We start from the raw sequence: 21390 nt of genomic DNA, 5'->3' as shown, positions 1-21390 counted from the left end.
TCGCAAGGATTAATCGCACTGCAAGCAATCATACAAAGCCTCACTTACGGTTTCGGCTTGATTCAGCGCGGCTTGGATCACATCGGAGTGGGCATGGGACATGGCAAGCTGCGCGAACTTATGCGAAACATGGCCAGATCGTTAAAGGAATCGCCGATGCATGCGACATCCTCTCTGCCGATGCGCAGTAATTTCATTAATGATTTGTCTCGGGCGTTCGTACCCTTACATAGTTGGCGTCGGCGCTGCATATCACGGTAACCAGATCGTCGCTGGATGTTACGTGCTGAACGGAAAGAGTTAAATCCGAGCGAAAAGTGTTTGACACGATCACCGTCCCACTGCAGTCAACGAGGGTGGCACCATTTTGGCATATGGCATAGCAGGGAACTTCCAGCACGTCCATGACCACCTTGATTTCTTCATACATTCTGCCCGAAGCGAGGCACATGCGGACCCCCTGCCGATGCGCTTGTCGAATGGCCGTGATATCTTCACCCTGTATCTGCTTGTTGCTATCCATTAAGGTGCCGTCGATATCCGTTACAAAGAGCTTCACCAAGTTATCATCCACTCCAAGATCGATTATATAGGTTTAGGCAGTTTCACCCGGCAGCCTTGCTCGTAAGAGCGAATGGCCGCTTCCGCCAGAAGAAGTACCCGATACCCGGCTTCGGCATCGACCGGAGGCGCCTGCCCATTTCTCAGTGCGTGCAGCAGTGCATCGACATGTCTGTCGAACGTCCGGTGGAATTCCCGGTCTGCATCGTTAAAATATCCGGCTTCCCAGCTTTCCCCGATTTCGCTGCCGGCAGCATGAAACGTATATTTCTTCACCGTGTCTTGAATGACGCAGCGGCCGAGGGCGCCGTTGATTTCCACACGATGCGTGTCCGGATAAGCATAAGAGGAATCGTAAGTGCCGATCAGGCTGCCGACTGCCCCGTTCTCAAAGCGAGGGGTAATCGAGAGGGTGCGGTAACCTCCGCCTGTCTTATCCGTCATCTCCGCCATGACCGATTCGATCGGCCCGCAGAGATGTTCCAGCATGTCAAATCCGTGACACTGTGTCTCGATTAGATTGGCATGCGGATGATCGCTGCTGCCTTCCCCGCCGAACCGCCAGGTCGCGAAGGTCAGGTCGCCCAGCCTTCCCGTCCGGATTGCTTCGTCAGCCAATTCCACCGGTTTGGCGAAGCGGTGGTTGAAATTGATGGCAAAAAATACGTTTCGTTTGGCAGCTTCATTCAGGAGCTGGTCGGCTTCCTTCAGATTGAAGACGAGCGGTTTTTCCACCAGCAGCGGAAATCCAGCCTGAATGACTTCCATTGTCGCATCAAAGTGTCCTTGATTCGGAAGGCAAATGCTAACGAGGTCAGGGACTTCCTGCTCAAGCATGTCGGCGATGCGGGTGTACGCTTTGGTTCCATAGAATTCCGCCTTTTCTTTCGTACGCTCGGGGTTGCGCCCAACGATCGCGCAAAAGTCTACATCGGGTCTCCCTTCCCATATGCGGGCATGCTGTTGTCCCCAGTTTCCCGCGGACCGAAATCCCTCCGACCTTCCGCGGTCGAAAGCGGAGCCTCCTGCGCCAATTAATGCGACTTTCAGCTTTTGATCTGCGCTCATGGTTCGATTAACACCTTTCCGGTATCGCCTTGGAAAAATAATTCATACGCTTCCTGGATGCGGTCCAGGCTGAAACGGTGCGTAATGATTTGCTGCAGATAAGGCAGATGGTTCTGGATAACCCGATGATTATCTGCGATTTCGCCATATTGGAAATACTCGCTGCCGAGGACAGCCCGTTCGGCGGCGATCAAATCGCTCGACACATGAAGGTTAAGTTCCTCGCCGTGACCGACGCATACCAATACGCCGCGCTGATGAAGCGCTTCCAGCGAAGCCCGGCGTCCGGCTGTTTTGCCGCTCGTATCAATGGCGATATCGACGCCGCTGCCGCCTGCTTTTCTGATCGTCTCCAATACCGAACCCGCGCCCAAATTTACAGGAATGGCACCCATCTTCTCGGCGAGCTCCAGACGATATGGGACAAAATCCATGATAAACACCGGGATGTCATCCCCCAGCAGCAGTTTGGCCATCGCCAGTACGCCAAGGCCGATCGGACCCGCGCCGGTGACCAGGACGGACGTAATATCCTTGTGTACGAGCTGAGCTCTCTTGATCGCATGGCCGCCTGTTCCCATAATATCCAGGAGCATCGTCGCTTCGCTAAGCGGAAGAGATGCATCGATCTGAAAGAATACGTTTTCATTTACAACCATATAAGGGCCGTAACCACCGTCGTGCGTAAAGCCATAATCGGCTCTTTTGTGCAGGCATTGATTGGAAAATCCTTGCCGGCAATTGCGGCATTCGCCGCAGAAATCCATTAAATAGACTACGCCATGAGACCCGATCACTGTGGAAGTACCTTCTCCGGCCCCAGCCACTATGCCTGCAGCTTCGTGGCCGGGCGTAACGCTGCTTCCCTCATAGAATTGGCTGCGGTCCGAGCCGCACAGGGCATTGGCTTTCACCTGGATTAGAAGCTGCCCTTTACCTGGTATGGGCACCGGCTTCTCGCCGTATTCAATTTTCCCTTGCCCGACAAACAGCGGAACGATCATGGTTTGCGGTACATTGGCAACTTGATGCATTCCTTTCCCCCACTCTCAAAATAGGATTCGGCATGCCTTAATCGATAACATTAACGTTAATGTACTGATAAAATAACACCGGTGCGTGCCGCTGTCAATCGTTTGTTTGCAAATCATGGGAATGTTGCTTCATCGAACGTGAAGCGGCAGATCTTTACGCGAATAACGACCGCTTCACGCTGTTTCAGCGATTACAGGGTGCTGCCTCTTAACACCAGCTTGGTGTCGATGACTTCATGGAATTTTTCTTGCGAGCTGGGGTGATTGATTTTATGCAATACGATATCAACGGCCCTTTTGGACATTCTCCCCTTGGAGTTGCTTACGGACGACAGCTGAAAAGGAATAAAGAGACGTGACTGAATATTGTCAAAGCCGATCACCGCATAGTCTTCCGGCACGCGATAGCCGTACTTTTGCATAACATAGGCCGCTTCCCATGCGATGACATCATTAAAGGCAAAGACGCCTGTAAATTGAGCCTTCTGTTCGATCAGCTGCTTGACGACCATTCGGGTATCTCCGGCCGAGGCTCCAACTTCTATAATAAGATCCTCATGTACCGGGAGTCCCGCTTCCTGGTGCGCTCGCCGATAGCCTTCGAGTCGTTCCTGGGCACTGGATATCCGGATCGGCCCGTTGAGAAACAAAACCCTTTCGTGGCCGTGTTCGATCAGATGCTTCGTTGCCAGGTAACCTCCCTTTTCATCATCACAGATCACATAATCAAAATCAGGCTCATCCTTAAACCTTCTTCCGATCAGCACGAACGGAACCCCGTTCTTCTGCAAAAAGCGGATGTTGTCTACCCCGCGCTGAGAAGGACAAATGATAATGGCATCCACGTTTTTGCCGATGGCCGTATAAATCGCCCGCTCTTCCATTTCATAATCGTCTTCCGTATTGATGACGAAAATCGTGTAATGGTGTTTCCGAGCGGTTTTCTCAATCTCCTTAACCATAATGCCGAAATGCGGGTTGGCTACATCGCTGACGATGACCGCAATGGTTTTGGTCAGGCCTGATCGGAGAGAACCAGCTAGCGCGTTTCCGACATACCCCATTTCCTTGGCCAGTTCTTTAATCATTTGCCGGGTCGAAGGTGCGATGTCTTCTTTATCTTTTAATGCTCTTGAGATGGTGTTTACGGATAGCCCGGCTTTGACCGCAATGTCCCTGAGCGTTACTTTCCTGCCTTCCATGTGTTCTCCCCTTTGGAAATCAATATGAAAGAGATGGCCTGCACAGGCGCTCTCATTTTGCTTAATAGCTTAGCACTTGAAATTTTTGGCGTCAATTCATGAGACAATACCTGGTTTGACAGCTTCCGCGGCGTATCCTATCCATTCTTCCTTCATATATATCCGCTCCTTTCACACAAAAAAAGGACCGCCGGCACATATGCCGTGATCCTATGATGAATGGTTTGAACCAGCTGCCTTGCTATTTTTTCAAATGATACGGAACCGTCGTCACAACGACGTCTTTGCGGAACAAGAGATACGTCCGGATCATCAAGCTGGTCTGGTTGTGCAGCAGATTTTGCCAGCTCCGCTTCGGAATAAACTGAGGAATGATGACCGTTACCTGGTAATTGGATTCGCTGGCTTTCCGGTGTACCGTATCGATAAATTTGCTGAGCGGATGAATAATGCTCCGGTAAGGAGAATGAAGCGTCACAAGGCGCACGTCAGGCCGCCATTTATGCCATTTTTCTTCAAACCGGTTCTCTTCCTCCCGTTCAAACGGAATATATACCGCAATGATCTGTTCAGCCGCAAGCGACTGCGCATAATTGAGGGAATGCTCCACGACATGCGTAATACCCGAAACAGGAAGAATGATCACATTGCCTTCGATCGGTAACGCCGGCTCGCATGTCGACAGCCGCAGCTGCTCACCAACCGCTTCATAATGCTTCTTGATCCGGTGGAACAGATACACGATCAGCGGCAAAAAGATCAGTACCGGCCAGATCTGCGCAAACTTCGTTACAAAGAACATGACCGACACCGTGAAGCTGATCAGCGCGCCGATCGTATTGATGACGAGCTTTGTCAACCAACCCTGTGGCTTTTCCCGGATCCACTTGACCATCATCCCGGTTTGGGAAAGCGTGAAGGGGATGAACACCCCGACCGCGTACAGCGGGATCAGATGCTCCGTCTGCCCGTGGAAGGCGACAATTAGCACGATGGATAGCAACCCAAGGATGATGATTCCGTTCGAATACCCCAAACGGTCGCCGCGGACGGTGAACATCCGGGGAATAAACCGGTCCTTGGCTAAATTGACCGCAAGCAGCGGAAACGCGGAATATCCGGTATTGGCTGCCAAGATCAAGATCAAAGCCGTCGTGCCCTGAATGAAAAAGTACATAAAATTCCGGCCGAACGTCTGATTGGCAATCTGGGAAACGACCGTTTCCTGGGCATTTGGGGATATCCCCAAATAATAAGCAAGAAATACGATGCCCGAGAAGAGCACGGCCAGCAGGATGCCCATTGCCATCAAGGTTTTGGCCGCATTGTTCGGGCCTGGATCCTTAAAGTTCGGGATGGCGTTCGAAATCGCTTCGACCCCGGTCAGGGCTGAGCTGCCCGAGGCAAAGGCTTTTAAGAGCAAGAACAGGCTGATCCCCGCAACCGGCGTCCCGACCGGTGTATGCAGATGCGGCGACACGTGGCCGGTCACAATGTTGTACATTCCCACCCCGATCAGAATGAACAGTGCAAAGGCGAACAGATACACCGGATAAGCCAGGATGGAGGCCGACTCGGTCACGCCCCGCAAATTCAGCAGCGTAATGAGGATGACGAAGGTAACGGCAATTGCCACGGTATGCTCATGCAGTACCGGGAACGCAGAAGTCAGCGCATCCGTGCCCGCCGAAACGCTGACCGCAACGGTCAGAATATAATCTACCAGCAGCGAACCGCCGGCCACCAGTCCGGAATAAACCCCCAAATTTTGCTTGGAGACGACGTATGCCCCACCACCATGGGGATATGCAAAGATGATCTGCCGATAGGACAGAATGAGTGCCGACAATAAAATGAGTACGCCGATTCCGATCGGTATCGAATACCAGAACGCCGCCGTGCTGACCGTGATCAGGACCAGTAAAATTTGCTCAGGCCCGTAAGCTACGGACGATAACGCATCGGAGGATAGAATGGCCAAAGCTTTTTTCTTATTCAGTTTTTGTTCTCCCAATTCAGTGGACTTCAGCGGACGTCCGATCAGAAGTCTTTTCAAGGCTGCCATGGAATGTTAGTCACCGCCAGTGTTAGAGTTGAATGATTCATGAGGTACCCGTTTTTCGACATGCTCAACCCTTTTTGTGCACAACAAAAAAGCCACAGGAAAGTTGGACTTTCCCGTGGCTTTTTTACGCGCACGACAAAACCCTCTTTCATCACGCTTACGAGGTTAGCTGTCGGATTCGGGACTGAAAGTATCCCTACACTCAATAATTGAACATCAAGTGATTCACCCCTGGGACGAAGCTTTGCTTCCTCCCTTTGGTTCCCCCGCTCCTGATTCCAGAATTCAGCGATCAAGGAGTATTACGTATCAGGTTCACAAGTTCTCGATTACGAATGAAATCTTACTCCTTCCGGACGCCTGCTGTAAAGAAGCAAACCTTTCGAGATCGGTGTAAAAAAATTCGAAAGAACATCATGTCAACGCTTACAATGGCGGTAATCTATTAATTTCTTGCCGTAGCTGTGATTTTCGCATGTTTTCGCTATAAAAATAACAGCCTGCCCCTAAATATTTCTATCCGCCACATCCCGCAGCGAAACCTCTACCGTATCCAATCGGTTCAAGCAGTGATGCCGGACCATTTCAAGGTCATTATCCAGCTGATCCGGCTCGAGGTCGCGATGGAGAATATTCATGCACCAATGGGTCAGGTTTCTCAAGTGATGGCGGTAGGCATAAAATCGCAGCAGATCCGGATTCAGCCCCACCTGCTGCCCAAGCTCCTGCTCATACGCAGAGAGGAAATGACTCAGTCCGTCTCCGATATATCCCACGATGTCCAGCTCCGGGGGTGCAAGAATGGCCGCCTCCCAGTCCAGGACGAACAGCCGCCTGTCAGGGGTCTCCATCAAATTCCCTCCCCACAGATCACCATGGCATAGCACTTTGGGAACCGGATCAAAAATGAGAGAATCGCGAATCCCTGTAATCTGATACATCAGCTCGGTGATGCGCGCTTGTTGCGGAATGACAAGTTCCCGAAGCACATGGCGAGCGGAGTTATCACCGGTCTGGGGAGACTTAAGCAGCAGCAGGCATTCCATCAAATTTTCAGAAAAGGATATATCATACGCTTCACTCAATAGGCAGGAAGACGATGTCCACGGGGTCAACTGCCGAATGCGCGCCGCCAGCCGTCCAACCCGCTCCAGTTGTTGTTTGGAGAAAGGGTAGGCCTCAGCCCATGTCTCTCCTTCGATAAAATGAAACAGCGCTGCGGTACAATCGGAGAGGGTAAGCAGAAAATCGCCGCTTAAAGTCCGGTGTGGACAAGATAACTCTCGAAAGCGGCCCGTTTGGTGCAATTCCCAGGTAAGCGGCAGATAACGGGAGCAGCGAATGATCCCTTGGCGGTGGCTGTCATTGCTATGGTCAAACAGTTTCAGGTAGTATCGTGTCCCGTTTTCTCCATCTACCCGGTAAGAATAAGCCGAATCCCCATAAGGGATGAAATCAATCCTCCGGGCAGCGATCCCGTAAGCTTCGTTCAGGTGATGCATAAATGCTTTTTCGTCCATTCGATAAGGATGCTTCACACCGCTCCCCTTCCTCTCCAAGTCCGGATAAAAACAATCAAGCCCGGTGTCTGAGTTCTCCGGACTTGATCGCAATCACCTCATATGAATTTTTAAAATAATCTCTTGTTCACCGAAGCTAACCGATATAGACGACGACACCGCCGCGCCTATATGCTTTCGGCAGTTCCGTCTCCAGCAGCTCCAGTCTGCGTAACATGTGGTCGAGGTCGTCCCCATGCACGTGGGTGCGGGCCCATTCCTTGAGCTGGGACACTTCTCCTAAGATAGCCGGGATGTCCTCCGACTCTACGTCCGTACCATACTGAAAAAGCGAAGTCCACTGCAAATTCAGCTCTTCCACCGCCGGAACCCAATATTTCTGGAAAAAGGATTCCGTCGCCACCGGAAGCATAAACGAACGTTCAAACTCGTCCTCCGGGTCCACGATAATTGCGCTAATCGACATGTTATTCCACCACCCCAAATCGAATGTTGAATGTATGATCCGGAAACTCCTGGCGCAGCTTGTTCAAGCTGTTCTCCGCGGCCGCCCGCAGAGCCGGTGAATCCCCGTCCAGCTGAAACTCGAAATGCCGGATTCCCTTGATTTGCTCCAGCGTCGGGATTTCCTTCGTTCCATCCGGCGTCGGCCGTGTTCCGACTGCCTTCTCCAGGTTGTTGATCCGTACCTTCGTTTTTTTGTACAGTGCCTTATCTGTAAACTCCTGCGGCGTCTGCTGCGGTTTGCCCGTTTTCGGATGGATGCGGTCCAACCCCTTGGCCGATTTGGCCTCATAGTATATGCCTCTCTCCAGGTCAATGCCGTCGAACTCCCCAAGCGGCCCGTTCCGGCTGTCATACAGCTCCACCCCACGGTACTTCGCTTTGCTCCAATGCACGTAATCGTCTGCATCGTTCTTCGGCGGCTGATCCTCGGGATCTTTCTCTTTCTTTGGCGGAGGATCCTCCCCATCCGGCTTATGCGGCCTCTTGGGCAGCTCAGGATCCGGTTTCGGCTCCTTTCGCCGTTTGAGCAGCTTCTCCAGCCAATCCTTCAGCCTGCTGGCGCCTTTCTTCCCGAAGCGTTCGGCCAGCCTGCCGAACGGAACACGGCTCAGCGCCAGCGCGACCAGCGTGGAGATGACGTTCTCGGGGGTAAGCATCCGCTTCGGATCGCGGATGTCCTTGGCGATTTCGTGGCCGCTCGCCGGAATACTCGCTGCCGTTAAGGCGATGCCAAGCGCGGGCCAGAAGCTGACGAACATCAAGGACAAGGCAAATGCCCCGAGCACGATGGCACTCTTTTCCCAGAAACCGAGGCGGTCCCACCAGTTCTGCAGCGAATCGAACATGCACGAGAAGCATGCCGGATCGGCTGGATGAACATGCGCCTGGAAATAAGCAGCGAAGCCCGCCAGCCCGGCGACCACGAGAACGATCGCGGTTACGCCTGCGGCAGCACGGAAATGCTTCAGCATCCTCGCCTGCAGGTCACCCTGGATCGTAATGGCTTCCTGATTGCCGAAAAGTAGAGAAAAGCCCATTTCCCTGCGTTCCCGGGTCCAGGACATCACGCTTGCGAGTCGTTCCCTGCGGGTCAAAAGAGCCTCCAGCATATACCACAGCTCCGACACCGGGTTGATCCATCCTTCGCCCTCCATTCTCGGCAGCCGGCTTTTCACGCGATTCAACGAGACGTAATCCAGAATAAGCCCAATCGTAAACATCAGGAGGAAAACGCCTTTCGTCCGGTATCCGCTGCCGGTCAGGTCGCTGATCTTCATAAACCAGTCCGGCAAGGATCCCTGCCCGTTATAGGCGGCATGATCGATGATCGACCACACAAGCAGCAGTGCAGGCAGAATGAAGATGGCGGCGCTCAACCGCTTCCGATACCGCACGGCCAAACCTAGCCCCAGGGCGACCATGCCGGTATGTACGGGATGACTGACCGACATAATGGTCGGAAAGATGCTTTCTTCAAACCGTCCGGGGAACAGCGTCAAAAAATCCCAATGGATGGTTTCCCCTCCAAGCATCGTCACACTGTAACCGTACGTCCGCCCGATAATGCCGGAATTCAGCCAGCGGCGCGTCAGCTCTTCCATCAATTGAAAGCCCACGCCCGCCCCGGCCCCGGCAAGCGTATAATCGGTAAGGCTCATGGAAGAGGCGCGGCGTGAAAAGAGCAGAAATAAGCCGAGCGGCAGCAGCTTCCACACTTCCTCGAAGATCGGCGTCAGGACGGCCTGGGACCAAGTGTCCCGAGTATTCCCGCCAAACAAGCCGTGAGCCGCGAGCAGCGTCAGCGCCGTGACCGGGATGACCAGGAAAATGCCCATCAGCATAAACATGGCCGCCTGCTTCCAGGTAAACGTCTTGCTCCGGCAAAGAAACCAGAACTGCAGCATGACATAAAAGGACCATAAATACTGAACGAGCATCGTGCGTGAATCCCGGTACAGGAACAGGCCCAGGATAAAAAATAGCAGGGATATCCAGCACCAAATCGTATATAAGGTTTTGAGCCAGGGTAGACGCCGGAGCGTTTCCTGTACCCATCGATAAATCCCTTCGGCGATATCCCTAATTCCGTTTCGGATGTTCCAGATCGTATCCGTTTCAATCTCCTCCTTCATGGCATCCGCCTGATACTGTGGGGCTGTCCTGACAAGAATTGCGAAGATATGGGATCCGCTTCCTCTCAATATACCTTATATTCGGCCTGGATTGGGCAGTGAATATGGGGATACAAACCAAAACTGGACTATTTTCCCCCTTCAAGGGGACTAAGGACAGCCAAATGGACGCGGCAAACCGGCAAGAGTGGTGCATAGCTCCTAAAATCCCACCGCCCCTATTCACGCTTGGCTGACGAGCTGCAGGACGGTACCTGTGATAACCTGATCAGAAACGTTGCCGTACAACACAAACAGATAATCATCCTTCACGAAACGATATATCGGTTCGGCCGTTCGGACATCACGAAGCTTTTCCGCGGACGGAACAGTCTTCTGAGAAGACTGTTCCGGATAAGGGGACGGACCACGCATCCGTGTGACGGACAAACGTAATCCATTCGTATAACGGACTCGAATCTCCGGTTCCTTCCCGCAACAGCTTGCATGTGTGTTTTATAACAACGCGAATGCACGGGGAAGGGTTACGAAGTTTAATCATACGTGAAATATAAATTTCATCGATTGGACGCGGATACGACTCAGGATCATTCAAACAGCTTCTTGATATCAACCTACAGAAGCGGGACAACTTTTCCCCATAATTCTTTATAATTAATGTTATATATTATTAATATTATTAATTATATGAAATGTATTCTTCTCTTCCGTTAACATAGTGCTAAAGAAACCGAAAAGCACGTTCCCATAGCAGGAACCGTGCTTTTTTTCAGTGATTCTACAATTATTTCATCCCATTAAAGATCATGAGTTCACACGGAAATCGCGGGTGTTATTTCCCTTTCGGCTCCTGCGCTTCCTCCAATCGGCGGCGCTTGGCATCCCGCATTTTCCGTAAGACGGAAACGAGAATAATGCATCCGGAGAGAATGATATTAATCCAGACCGATAGAACAACGACGACATACGGCCCGGTGCCAGGCTGCACCGCCGTTAGCGATACGAAACAGAGCAGCAGCAGCACTAGCGACATCGAGAGTACGATTCTGGACAGTGCTCCGAAGTCGCCCATCACACGCTTTTTATGGCGCCGATGTCAGCCATCTTGCGCTGCCACAGCTCATGCGCCTCCTCCGCGTAATGACATGCCGTTTCCTCGGAGCCCACCAAACGGAGCTGGGGCTCTTCCGAGGAGCACCGGTCCGTAGCCATCGGGCAGCGCGGATGGAAGCGGCAGCCTGAAGGCGGTTTGGCCGCGTTCGGCATCTCCAGGCTGCGCAGCGGCAGCTCCGCCATCGCCTTGGCGATTTCGGGATCGGGCGTCGGAACGGCGGACAGCAGCGCCTGCAGATACGGATGCTTCGGCTGGCTGAGAACATCGTTGACGCCGCCAAGCTCCATCACGCGTCCGAGGTACATGACGGCCATGCGGCCTCTGCCGGCAATGTAGCGGGCCGTCGCCAGATCGTGCGTGATATAGATGATGGCGATGTCCAGCTTGCGGTTCAGCTCCGCCATCAGGTTCAGGATCGAGATCCGCAGCGACACGTCGATCATGGAGACGGGCTCGTCGGCTACGATGATCTTCGGATTCAGCGAGATGGCGCGGGCCATGAGGATCCGCTGACGCTGGCCGCCTGACAGCTGATGCGGATATTTATCGAGGAAGCGTTCCGGCGGCGTCAGGCCGACGGTCTGCAGCAGCTCGACGACCCGCGCCCGGGCCGCCTTGCGCCCGCGGACGATTTTGCGCTGTAGGATGGGGGCGGACAGCGATTGGTAAATGGTCCGCATCGGGTTCAGCGCGGCGTAGGAATCCTGCTGTACCAGTTGAACGTCGCCGCGGAATTGGTTCGCCTTCTCGCCGCTTAGCTTCGGCACCTCCTGCCCCTTGTACAGCACCTTGCCTGAAGTCGGCTTCTGCAGGCCCGTGATGATGCTGCCAAGGGTCGTTTTTCCGCATCCGCTCTCGCCAACCAGAGCAATGATTTCGCCGGGGTGGATATCCAGGCTGACATCGACGACGGCGCCGACTTTCTGGGGAGGACCAAACATGCCCTGGCTCCGCTCAAAATACATGCTCACGTTATCGAGCCGCATCAGTACTTCGGGACTCTCCGTTCTGGACGCTTCCCGCAGTCGCTGTCTAGGCTCCACCTCAAATTCGATATTTCTGGCATTCATGACGTACGCACCTCCGCTACCGACTCGGGATTCGGGTATAAATGACAAGCGACTTCATGCCCAGCGGGCGTATACACCTTGATCGGATTCTGTTCCTTGCATTTTGCATGCGCATATTCGCATCGCGGGTGAAACGGACATCCCGGCGGCATATTGAGCAGATCCGGCGGAGATCCGGGGATTCCCTTCCGTTCCGATACATCTTCATACAAGCTCGGAACAGCCTTCATGAGCTTCGCGGTATAGGGGTGCTTCGGCCGCTTGAACATATCGTACACGTCGCCGGCTTCGACGACGTTACCTGCGTACATGACGCCGACCCGGTCGGCGGCTTTGGCAACGACGCCGATATCGTGGGTCATGAGCAGCATGGTGATATTCATGTCTTTGTGGATTTTTTTCAAAATATCGAAAATATAAGCCTGCGTAATCACGTCCAGCGCAGTCGTAGGCTCATCGAGGATGACGAGCTGCGGATCGAGCAGCAGGCTGAAGGCGATCATAACCCGCTGCTTCATCCCGCCAGAGAGCTCATGGGGGAACGAATTCAGCACCCGGTCCGGATCAAGCCGGACATAGTCGAGCAGATTCCGCGCTTTATCAACCATCTGCTTCTCCGTATACGATTTGGAATGGGCCCGGAATGTCTCGATGATCTGATCTTTGATCCGGACGACCGGATTAAGCGCGTTCTGTGCCGCTTGGAACACCATCGACACTTGTTCCCATTTATACGCCTGCAGCTCTTTTTTGCTCAGGCTCATCACATCGCGGCCATCAAACGTAATCGTACCTGCCGACACGCGTCCAGGGACTGAAATCGCCCGCATGATGGCGGATGCCATCGTGGATTTTCCGCTTCCGCTCTCCCCGACCAGCGCGGTAATCTGTCCCTTGGGGATGACAAAATCCGCTTCATTGACGGCCCGCAGCAGCCCTGCGCGCATCGGGAACTCGATTGTCAGCCCCCTCACTTCCACTAATGGTTCCATCATTTTCTCCTCCTTCATCGCCGGCCCCTACGATCTCAGTCTCGGATTCAGCGCCTCTTCCAGCCCGTTGCTGAAAAAGATGCAGGCCATTTGGAACAGCCCCAGGCACATGATCGGCGAGATCAGATAGATATAGCCCTTGGGGTTGAAGATGCCGCCCGTGTTCTGAACGGCCAGCTGGATCATCATCCCCCAGTTGGTCGGGGAATACGGAGCGAGGCCGAGCATCATCAAACCGACGCTGGCAACGATGGCCCCTTGGGCCGCCATAATAAAGTTGATCGCCAGGTATGGCGTCAGGTTCGGGAGAATTTCCCGGAACAAGATATAGGGCGTTTTAAGGCCCATAATCCGGCAGGCGATAATAAATTCGCGGTTTTTCAGCGACAGCAGCTGCGACCGGATCGCCCTGGCAAGCGGCGCCCAGGACCATGCCGCCAGAATAAAGGAGAACATGACCGGATTTTTGATCTGCACGAGCGCGGCCACGATCATCAGCACGGGAAAACTGGGAACGGTCAGGAACAGGTTGGTGATGAACATCAGCACCGTGTCGGTTTTGCCTCCGGCAAAGCCGGATACCGCTCCGATCACGAACCCGAGTACCAGCGTAAACAATGCGGCGAATAGTCCGATCGATAATACGTCCCGCGAACCATACACCAGCTGCAGGAACGTATCCCTGCCGCCGTAGTCGGTACCCAGCCAGTGGGCGAAGGACGGGCTCATGTATCGGCCGTCGAAATTGACGGTCATATCCAGCGACGCCATCATGGGGCCGAAAATGGCCATAAAAATGAATATTGCCAGAATGATCAAACCTGAGAACGCCTTCTTGTTGCGGTACATCGTCTGCCAGAAATCGATAAAGCCTTGACTCATCCGTCAGCCCTCCTCCAGCTTGACGCGCGGATCCAGCTTGGCGTAAATGAGGTCCGAGGCCAGGTTGGCCAGAATGACCGCTATGCTGGTCACGAGCAGCAAGCCCTGCATCAAAGTATAGTCGCGCTGCTGTGTTGCTTGCCCGATATAATAGCCCATACCGGGATAACTGAACACATTTTCGATCAGAGGCGATCCGCCGAGCATGAACCCGAAATTGACGGCCAGCGTCGTAATCAGCGGCAGCATGGCATTACGCTTGACGTAACGGCTCATCAGCGTCCGTTCGGAGACCCCGCGGATACTGGCGGCGACGATGTAATCCTCACCCAGCACGTTGACCGCGCTCCCCTTCATCGTCAGTGCCCATGTGCCGATCGTCGTAATGACGTAAGTCAGAATCGGCAGCGCGCCGTGATACAGCACGTTTAGGATGAATGGAAGGTTGAAGCCGGGCTCCACGATCGGGTCATACGCCCCGTTAACTGGGAACCAGCCGAATTGAAAGGCAAAAATAACTAGCAGCAGGATGCCGACAATAAAGTTGGGTACCGAAGACGTCAGGATCGCATAGATCGAAATGATCGGATCCAAGACCGTCTTGCGCTTGAACGCCATCATGGCACCCAGGTTGATGCCGATCAGGAAGCTAATGACGAGCGACACGCTGAGCACAAACAGCGTCCAAGGCAGCGCGTTGGCGATAATTTCGTTCACCGAAACGTTCTGATAAATCATGGACATGCCCAGATTGCCGTGCAGCAGTCCTCCCAAGTACCGTCCGAGCTGGGTGAAGATCGGCTCCTTCGGATTGTAATTGATCATGGCCGTAATCTGGCGGTACGCTTCCTCGAGACTCATTCCCCGCTGGGTGGCAAAGTCTCTCGCCCACGTATCGATCGCATTGCCGGGCGTCATCCGCAGCAGGAAAAACGTAAGCAGCATCGCGAGGAAGACCGTGATCAGGGAAACTCCGATTCTTTTTAAAACCCCTTTCAGGCTCATTCCTGTCACCTCCAAGTGTTTATCCGGCTCGTGCGGCCGTTATCTCGGCCAATACTCTTCCGGCATATACGTTGAGTTGAAGCCGTGATTCAAGTGGGTGATGGCCAGCTGCTCATCCGGATCGGTAGCGAGCGGCATATCCCGGTTGTATTGAACGATTTGGTCCATCATCGGGAAGTCCCCGGACATCGTTTTTGTATTCATCCAGGCGCCCGTGGCGTTCTGGAAAAAGTTCACGCCCCAGCAGTTTTCGTTAGCGATCCAGGCCAGGTTGTCGATAATTTTGCGGCGTTCCTGTTCATCCTGAACGTAAGGGAACCGTTTCATTTCCTGGTCGATATCGTATTCTTTGCCGTCGATGCCCTTCAGCTTCAGATCGAGTTTGCCGGTATCGACTTCATTTCCGTCCGCGTCCTTTTTCTTGACGTTCGGGAAGCCGACCTTCGTTTTCGTTCCCTGCCAGAACAGCACCCGCATGGAACTCCATGGATTTTGGAAGCCCCAAGACACGTCTACCCAGTCCATGGACATGTCGTATTGTCCCTTATCGGCGTTCGAGAAGTAGATGGTGCTGTCCACCGCCTTCAGCTTGGTCGGAATGCCGAATTTGGTAAACTGTTCTGCGGCGATCTGCGCCGAGTTCACGCCCGGTGCCCAGTTGTTCGGCGCACCGATGATGAAGGATGGCACTTTGCCTTCAGGATCGTGCCATAAGCCGTCGGATCCCTTCGTCCAGCCGATTTCTTTCAGCAGCTCGGCCGCCTTATCCAGATTCGTCGTGTAGTCAGTCATCTGATCGAGCACGGATTTGTCGACTTCCTGGTCCAGCGATGAAGGCATAATGCCCGTCATCGAAATTTTCGGGTATTCCTGGCCATAAAAGTTTCCGATTTCACGCAGCTTTTTCTTATCCAGCACATAGGTCAGTGCCTGCCGGAACTTGAGGTTGTCAAACGGCTTGTTCCGGATGTTGTACATCAGGCCCACGCTCGCCGGATCATACATCCGGTAGTGAACCAGATCTTTGTTCTGTTTCAGCAGCGATTCCAGGATGTCCTTCGGCGGGGTGCCGTCATACCAGTCGAGCTTGCCGGCCTTCACGAGAGCGTATTGGGCCGAGAGCTCTGGCACGTTTTTGATCCAGATCTTGTCAAAATGGACCGCATCAGGTCTCCAGTAATCTTCGAACTTATCCAACAGCATATCGGTTGTCGTCACTTTTTCAAACTTATAAGGTCCGGTGCCGACCGGAATTTTCGGGCCCGCACGGGTGAATTCATTCCAGTTCAGGGCGATTTTTTTGCTTAGCTCATCGGTGATATCCAAGTTAAACGGTCCATCCTTGGACTTGTCTGTAAGCGGTTTCGCTTCTTTCAGCAAAGCGTCGGCCTTATCCACGTATTTCTTGTAGATGTGGTAAGGAACTTGGCCCTGGAGATCTTGGGCGAGGAGCAGCTTTCTGAGTTCAGGATACGGTGCAGGGTTCATCCAGTGAAAAACAATCGTGTAGTCATCGGGGGTTTCGATCGAAGTCAAATACTTCGTCACTTCGGCCCCGTTGTTCAGCCGGTAGTACGCCCATACATCTTTGCTGGTAAAAGGGGCTCCGTCATGCCACTTTACGTTCTGATGCAGGTGTACGGTCGTCGTTTGCTCGGTATCCTCGGAGGATTCCGCCAGCCGGTTATACACATTGTTCATCGACCGGATAAAGAAGAAGAGGCCTTCAAACATGTAGCGGTTGTTGGTATCCCCGGTTCCTCCGGAGCCGAAAGGGTTACCTTGGTACAGCGGGGGCTTGGGCCATCCGCCCAAGACGTGGAAAATCTTGTCCTTGTTGTACTTGATCTGCGCATCCGGTATCGGCTGCTGCATATCTTTTACTTCGCCGGCGCTGAGCCGGTCCACCAGGCCGGGAGCTGAGGTGCCGCAGCCTGAGACGATCATTACGGCTCCGAGCACAATGCTTAAACAAAGGCCTGATAATCTTTTGCGTCCGCTCAAGAGGTTCATGCAGTTCCTCCCGTCTAGGTTATCTTCTCCGGAAGAGTGGCTCCCGGAGTATTCCCTATTATAGCGAACGATTCTAAAATCAAGTTCATAAAAACGCTTACATACTCTCCTGAAAATGGATAGAATCGTTTCGTTTTCGACGGTCGAAAATTTTTATAGTCATTCTCTACCAGATTCCAGAAGGTGGCTGGCACAGCCCCTTTAAACAGCAAAAAGGCCCTTTGGACAAGGACCTTCCGCGCTTATTCACAGCATTAACTTTCGCTGCTGCGCCTCCATTCCATCGGCGTCATGCCCACATGCTTGACGAACAAGTCGTGAAAACGGCTGGACGAGCTGAAGCCGACTTCGGAGGCGATGAATTCAACGGGCTTACGCGATGTGTGCAGCAGCCGCTTGGCCTCGTCAATCCGCAGGGAAATAATATACTGCTTGGGTGACATGCCGATGCGGTCGGTAAACTTTTTGCGAAAAATGCTTTCCGACAAATAATGGTTTGCCGCTAAATCCGACACCTTCAGCGACGTGTGGTAATTTTGGTGAATTTCCTTCAACGCGTCCTGGATCATTTGCTCCTCCGGATGCTCCGAGGGGACTTCCGCCACCTTGTCGCAGGTTCCTGTATGGTAAGCCAGCAGCAGTGTTTCCAGAGCGTTGCGGAGCAGATCATAGGAATATTCGGTCTTCTCTTCCCGTCCGCATTCTTCCTCGATCTGGCGCATGGCGGCTAGCGCGCGCTCCGCGGCTCCGGGGGTCAATGACGCCTTCAGGATCGGACCCGGCCGCTGCGAAAACGCATGCGACATCAAATATTGGCTGTAAGGGGGAAGGTTCTGATCATAGATGTGCAGCGAATAACCTTGCCAAGCTTTGATGCAGACGTAGCTGTGCTTCAGATCCGCCGGAATTAACAGAAGATCCCCAGGAAGTACTTCAACGTTCTGTTCCCCTGCAGCATAATAGCCCTCTCCCCTCACAAGGAAGGTGATTTCGGCGGATAGGTGGGAATGGGATTGAAATATTCCTTCCTTGTTATCCTTGTCGCTCGGATTTGTATGAAAGTTCGCGATGCAGTCCATAAATCCGATATCCATCAGCGATCCCTATCCTTTTCAAATGAAATTGGTTGAGACGGTAGCCTTACGATAACACATACCCCAAAGACTGTATGTCAGACGGAAGTATGGGGACGAATGGCCCCCGTTAACCATCAAAAAGAGGCCTCTTCATGCATTGACGTCCGTCTTTCCTTGCACGCTCCTGCACCCTCAGCGCTTGACCCACACATCTTTGTAATTGATTTTGCCCCAGGTATCCAGGGTGATGCCGCCTAAGGATTGATCATGTCCGACGATGTGGATGCTGTGGTACACAAATAACAGATGAAGGTCTCTCTTTAACCGATCCTCAATTCGTCTCAGCAAAATCCTTCTGACCGTGTAATCCGGTTCAGCCAGTACCTCGGACAATGCCTGGTCTACCTCACCCCTGGCGGCTGCGTCCAGGTGGTTGCGGATATATCCGTAATGGGAGCGATACATTTCGATCAATGACACGGACGGTTCGTTACCGAGCACTTCTCCGGCATAGATCATATCGGCTTGTTCAATGACGGACGGATTCGTAAGCTCACGGATCGGCATCACATGGACTTCCACATTCACCCCGATATCTTCGCAAGCCCGCCGGATCCATTCGGTATCCAGCTCGTTGCTGGTCATTTCGTAGGTGTATAGGGTCAAGGTTTCTCCGCGGTAGGCGGAATCCGCCAGGGAGACTCTCGCGAGCATCAAATCCTCGCCCCGCCCGTACGCCTCGTCATGGTCATACGGATTAAAGCCCGAGGATGGCTTTTCTCTCCTTCCTCCCAGCTCCTTGACCATCTGTTCGCGATTGAGGGCTGAGTGGATCGCCTCCCGAAGCTTAACGTCATGAAGAATTCCGTCCCTCGACAGATTAAAAGTCAGATAGGTACTGCCCTCTTCGAGCCGGGTCAGCAAAGAGCCCGTTTTCTTCTTACCCGCCGCTTCAAAATAGAGCACCTGCGTGTCACGTTCCTGAAGTCTGTCGGGCTTCAGATGCTCCAAATAGTTCGGCCAAACCCATATCTCAATGCGGTCCATCATCGGCCGGCCTTGGTAATACCGCTCGTTCGCTTCGAGGATGATGCCGTTATCGGTGTTTTCCTTGACGACAAATGGGCCTGTACCTACCGGCATCCGCCGAATATCCCGGGTCGCCGCAATGCGTTCCAGATCCTTAGGTACGATGGAGAAGCGTTCTGATGCCAGTAGTTGCAGAAAAAGGGCGTTAGGTTCGCTTAGGTGAAAACGCACGCTGATATCGCTGAGGACCTCGACCCTTTCCACATTCGCCATGAACCAGTCCGCTGGATTCAGCTGCCCAAAGCGCTGGAACGTAAACTGAACGTCTTCGGCCGTCATCGCCTTCCCGTGATGAAACATCACTCCTTTACGCAGATAAAAGGTCCATTCGGTGTACCCGCGATCCGACTCCCAGTAATGGGCGAGCCCCGGCTTGATCACTTGACCGGTCGTGTCGAACTCCACCAGCGTGTTCAAAATCTGTCGAATCAAGTGAGTCTCCGTGCGGCGAATGACGAACAGCGGCTCCAGATCGGGCACCGGCCGGTAAAACGGGAACCGGAGAATGTCCTTATGGTCGGAAGCCTTCTGCGCACCAAACTGCCCGGCCAGCCAATCGGAAAATTGGGTTTCGGTCAGGGGATCCGTATGCTCATGCAGCAGCCCGAACGCCTCGCCGACATTTCCTTTCAAGGCAAGTTCCTTCGCTTTATCCAGCAACAGCTCCTGTGCGTCAGCGACAAGGACGAGCCGCGACGTATTACCCCGGCCCAATCCGCTCTGCCAATCAATAAGCCCCAGCTCCCTCATTTTCTGAACGAGCAGCTGTGCATTTCGCCGCGTGCATTCCCAAATGTCCTCCAGTTCCTGCATGGTTACCTGGATCGAAGAGCCTCTGGTCTCGGAAGCAAAGTGTTGATTCAGTTTATTGTAGTAATGGACAACGTCCACATGAATTCCCCTCCTTCGCTAAAAAGGTGAAGAAACCGATACATTGTTTCTCCTTTTCCTTCGCCTTTTCCAAAATTATAATTTGACTTGTATCAAACGTAAAGAGGAGGTCTTGAAACATGTTAACGGCAGAGCCCAGCAAGGTCCGAGCGCCTACTGTCTTGCGGAACATAGATCCTATGATGCTTCTGTAATCCGGCGCCATCACGGCTCTGGTGGAAAATGGTATGGACTGGCGCTGCCCTCCTATGTATGATCTTACATAATCTTCGCTCGTTATGTCTATGATGCGCGGAATTGATGATCTCCCCATTCTGCTGCCGCGCCATGTTTATAGGCGTATTAGTGGATCTGGCCGGCAAAAAGACACAGCCGATGACGGCCATCATGCTGCAGGGAATCCTCTTCATCATCCTGTTCATTTCCCTGGAAACCGGTCATTCGCCGATCTGGTTGTTCTATACAGCCGGATTTCTGCTAATGACCTTCAAGAAGGTTTGTCCGAGCTCTGCCGCAATCGGTTGCTGTGGACGTTAAGCATCATTGTGATCTTCGCCAAATGTACTTCCAGCATGTTGGATACGGCGATCATTTTTTATGCCAAAGATCATTTGGAGCTCTCGAACAGCGAATGGGGATTCGTTCTTTCCGCTGGCCGGGGAGGCGGATTAGCCGGCAGTATTCTGATCCCTCGCATGAAACGTATTTTTGCCATCGAACCGTTAATTGCTAATCCACCTGTGCACTGCCTTTACCGTGATTCTGTTCCATGCTTTGGATTCTGCCCTGCTTCTGTGCCTGGGTCTCTTCCTAATACGGTTTGTTCGAGACCATTAACACCGTCCCTTCCGCCAGGAATCCACGCCGATGGAACTGATCGGACGGATCGTCTGCATCATAAATGTGCTGATCGCCGCCGGCTGTCCCGCAGGCCCATGGATTAGACATCGTACACAATACTTAACGCCGCAGGTTTATAAATGTCATGGTTCACCTTGTGAAAAATTACGGGAGGGATGATTGTAATTAGCTCCAATGAGACCCGTCCCATACCCGGGAAATCCACGCACCGAACCAAAATTATTTCTTGGGTAATCGCAAAATGTTCAGGAGTTCGACATCCACGTATGTCCTTCCATGTCGTTCATGCTGTTAAGTGATTGCGGCAA

Annotated in this window: 19 protein-coding genes and 1 riboswitch; of the genes, 1 reads left to right on the top strand and 18 read right to left on the bottom strand. The window is 52.9% G+C overall.

What is annotated here, in order from left to right; translation table 11 throughout:
- Nucleotides 1-77: 77 nt before the first annotated feature.
- The 17 genes from CJP46_RS37500 to CJP46_RS07675 form a co-directional block, all read right to left on the bottom strand.
- On the bottom strand, nucleotides 78-197 hold the full coding sequence (locus CJP46_RS37500) for an HAD hydrolase family protein (protein ID WP_179281068.1): 120 nt from the start codon (nucleotides 195-197) through the stop codon (nucleotides 78-80).
- On the bottom strand, nucleotides 197-559 hold the full coding sequence (locus CJP46_RS07755; protein ID WP_256992259.1) for an HAD family hydrolase: 363 nt from the start codon (nucleotides 557-559) through the stop codon (nucleotides 197-199). The genes CJP46_RS37500 and CJP46_RS07755 overlap by 1 nt, the downstream gene beginning before the upstream one ends.
- A gap of 26 nt (nucleotides 560-585) precedes the next feature.
- Complete coding sequence (locus CJP46_RS07750) at nucleotides 586-1629, bottom strand: Gfo/Idh/MocA family protein (protein WP_094594957.1); 1044 nt, start codon at nucleotides 1627-1629, stop codon at nucleotides 586-588.
- On the bottom strand, nucleotides 1626-2663 hold the full coding sequence (locus tag CJP46_RS07745) for a zinc-dependent alcohol dehydrogenase family protein (RefSeq protein WP_094594956.1): 1038 nt from the start codon (nucleotides 2661-2663) through the stop codon (nucleotides 1626-1628). The genes CJP46_RS07750 and CJP46_RS07745 overlap by 4 nt, the downstream gene beginning before the upstream one ends.
- A 191-nt stretch (nucleotides 2664-2854) precedes the next feature.
- The gene (locus CJP46_RS07740) at nucleotides 2855-3865 is read right to left on the bottom strand and encodes a LacI family DNA-binding transcriptional regulator (protein WP_094594955.1); all 1011 of its coding nucleotides are present in this window, start codon (nucleotides 3863-3865) and stop codon (nucleotides 2855-2857) included.
- Between the two features lie 241 nt (nucleotides 3866-4106).
- A complete protein-coding gene (locus CJP46_RS07735; RefSeq protein WP_094594954.1) occupies nucleotides 4107-5930 on the bottom strand; it encodes an APC family permease in 1824 nt (607 codons plus the stop codon).
- 138 nt (nucleotides 5931-6068) lie between these two features.
- Nucleotides 6069-6231: riboswitch (cyclic di-AMP (ydaO/yuaA leader) on the bottom strand.
- 205 nt (nucleotides 6232-6436) lie between these two features.
- A complete protein-coding gene (locus CJP46_RS07730) occupies nucleotides 6437-7468 on the bottom strand; it encodes a phosphotransferase enzyme family protein (protein WP_094594953.1) in 1032 nt (343 codons plus the stop codon).
- Nucleotides 7469-7586: 118 nt separating this feature from the next.
- Nucleotides 7587-7916, bottom strand: coding sequence for a hypothetical protein (locus CJP46_RS07725; protein ID WP_094594952.1), 330 nt, complete (start codon nucleotides 7914-7916; stop codon nucleotides 7587-7589).
- A 1-nt stretch (nucleotide 7917) separates the two neighbouring features.
- Nucleotides 7918-10089: a PrsW family glutamic-type intramembrane protease gene (locus tag CJP46_RS07720; protein ID WP_094594951.1), complete on the bottom strand. Its 2172-nt coding sequence runs from the start codon at nucleotides 10087-10089 to the stop codon at nucleotides 7918-7920.
- Between the two features lie 832 nt (nucleotides 10090-10921).
- On the bottom strand, nucleotides 10922-11161 hold the full coding sequence (locus CJP46_RS07710) for a hypothetical protein (protein ID WP_094594949.1): 240 nt from the start codon (nucleotides 11159-11161) through the stop codon (nucleotides 10922-10924).
- The gene (locus CJP46_RS07705) at nucleotides 11161-12273 is read right to left on the bottom strand and encodes an oligopeptide/dipeptide ABC transporter ATP-binding protein (protein WP_218831022.1); all 1113 of its coding nucleotides are present in this window, start codon (nucleotides 12271-12273) and stop codon (nucleotides 11161-11163) included. Before CJP46_RS07705 ends, CJP46_RS07710 begins: the two co-directional genes overlap by 1 nt.
- On the bottom strand, nucleotides 12270-13268 hold the full coding sequence (locus tag CJP46_RS07700; protein ID WP_094594948.1) for an ABC transporter ATP-binding protein: 999 nt from the start codon (nucleotides 13266-13268) through the stop codon (nucleotides 12270-12272). The genes CJP46_RS07705 and CJP46_RS07700 overlap by 4 nt, the downstream gene beginning before the upstream one ends.
- A 24-nt stretch (nucleotides 13269-13292) precedes the next feature.
- Complete coding sequence (locus CJP46_RS07695) at nucleotides 13293-14147, bottom strand: ABC transporter permease (protein ID WP_094594947.1); 855 nt, start codon at nucleotides 14145-14147, stop codon at nucleotides 13293-13295.
- A 3-nt stretch (nucleotides 14148-14150) separates the two neighbouring features.
- A complete protein-coding gene (locus tag CJP46_RS07690) occupies nucleotides 14151-15152 on the bottom strand; it encodes an ABC transporter permease (RefSeq protein ID WP_094594946.1) in 1002 nt (333 codons plus the stop codon).
- A 39-nt stretch (nucleotides 15153-15191) separates the two neighbouring features.
- Complete coding sequence (locus tag CJP46_RS07685; RefSeq protein WP_094594945.1) at nucleotides 15192-17165, bottom strand: ABC transporter substrate-binding protein; 1974 nt, start codon at nucleotides 17163-17165, stop codon at nucleotides 15192-15194.
- 254 nt (nucleotides 17166-17419) lie between these two features.
- Entirely contained in the window at nucleotides 17420-18259 is an 840-nt protein-coding gene (locus CJP46_RS07680) for a helix-turn-helix domain-containing protein (protein WP_094594944.1), read from the bottom strand.
- Between the two features lie 174 nt (nucleotides 18260-18433).
- Entirely contained in the window at nucleotides 18434-20221 is a 1788-nt protein-coding gene (locus CJP46_RS07675; protein ID WP_094594943.1) for an SgrR family transcriptional regulator, read from the bottom strand.
- Nucleotides 20222-20518: 297 nt separating this feature from the next.
- Between CJP46_RS07675 and CJP46_RS07665 the strand changes: the two genes are divergently transcribed.
- On the top strand, nucleotides 20519-20758 hold the full coding sequence (locus tag CJP46_RS07665) for a hypothetical protein (RefSeq protein WP_179281067.1): 240 nt from the start codon (nucleotides 20519-20521) through the stop codon (nucleotides 20756-20758).
- A gap of 273 nt (nucleotides 20759-21031) precedes the next feature.
- Here CJP46_RS07665 and CJP46_RS36470 read toward each other — a convergent pair whose 3' ends face one another.
- The gene (locus CJP46_RS36470; RefSeq protein WP_179281066.1) at nucleotides 21032-21169 is read right to left on the bottom strand and encodes a hypothetical protein; all 138 of its coding nucleotides are present in this window, start codon (nucleotides 21167-21169) and stop codon (nucleotides 21032-21034) included.
- Between the last annotated feature and the right edge of the window lie 221 nt (nucleotides 21170-21390).

The organism is Paenibacillus sp. XY044 (assembly GCF_002257645.1).
GTDB lineage: Bacteria > Bacillota > Bacilli > Paenibacillales > Paenibacillaceae > Paenibacillus_AQ.
This window is presented reverse-complemented; position numbering and strand designations above follow the sequence as displayed.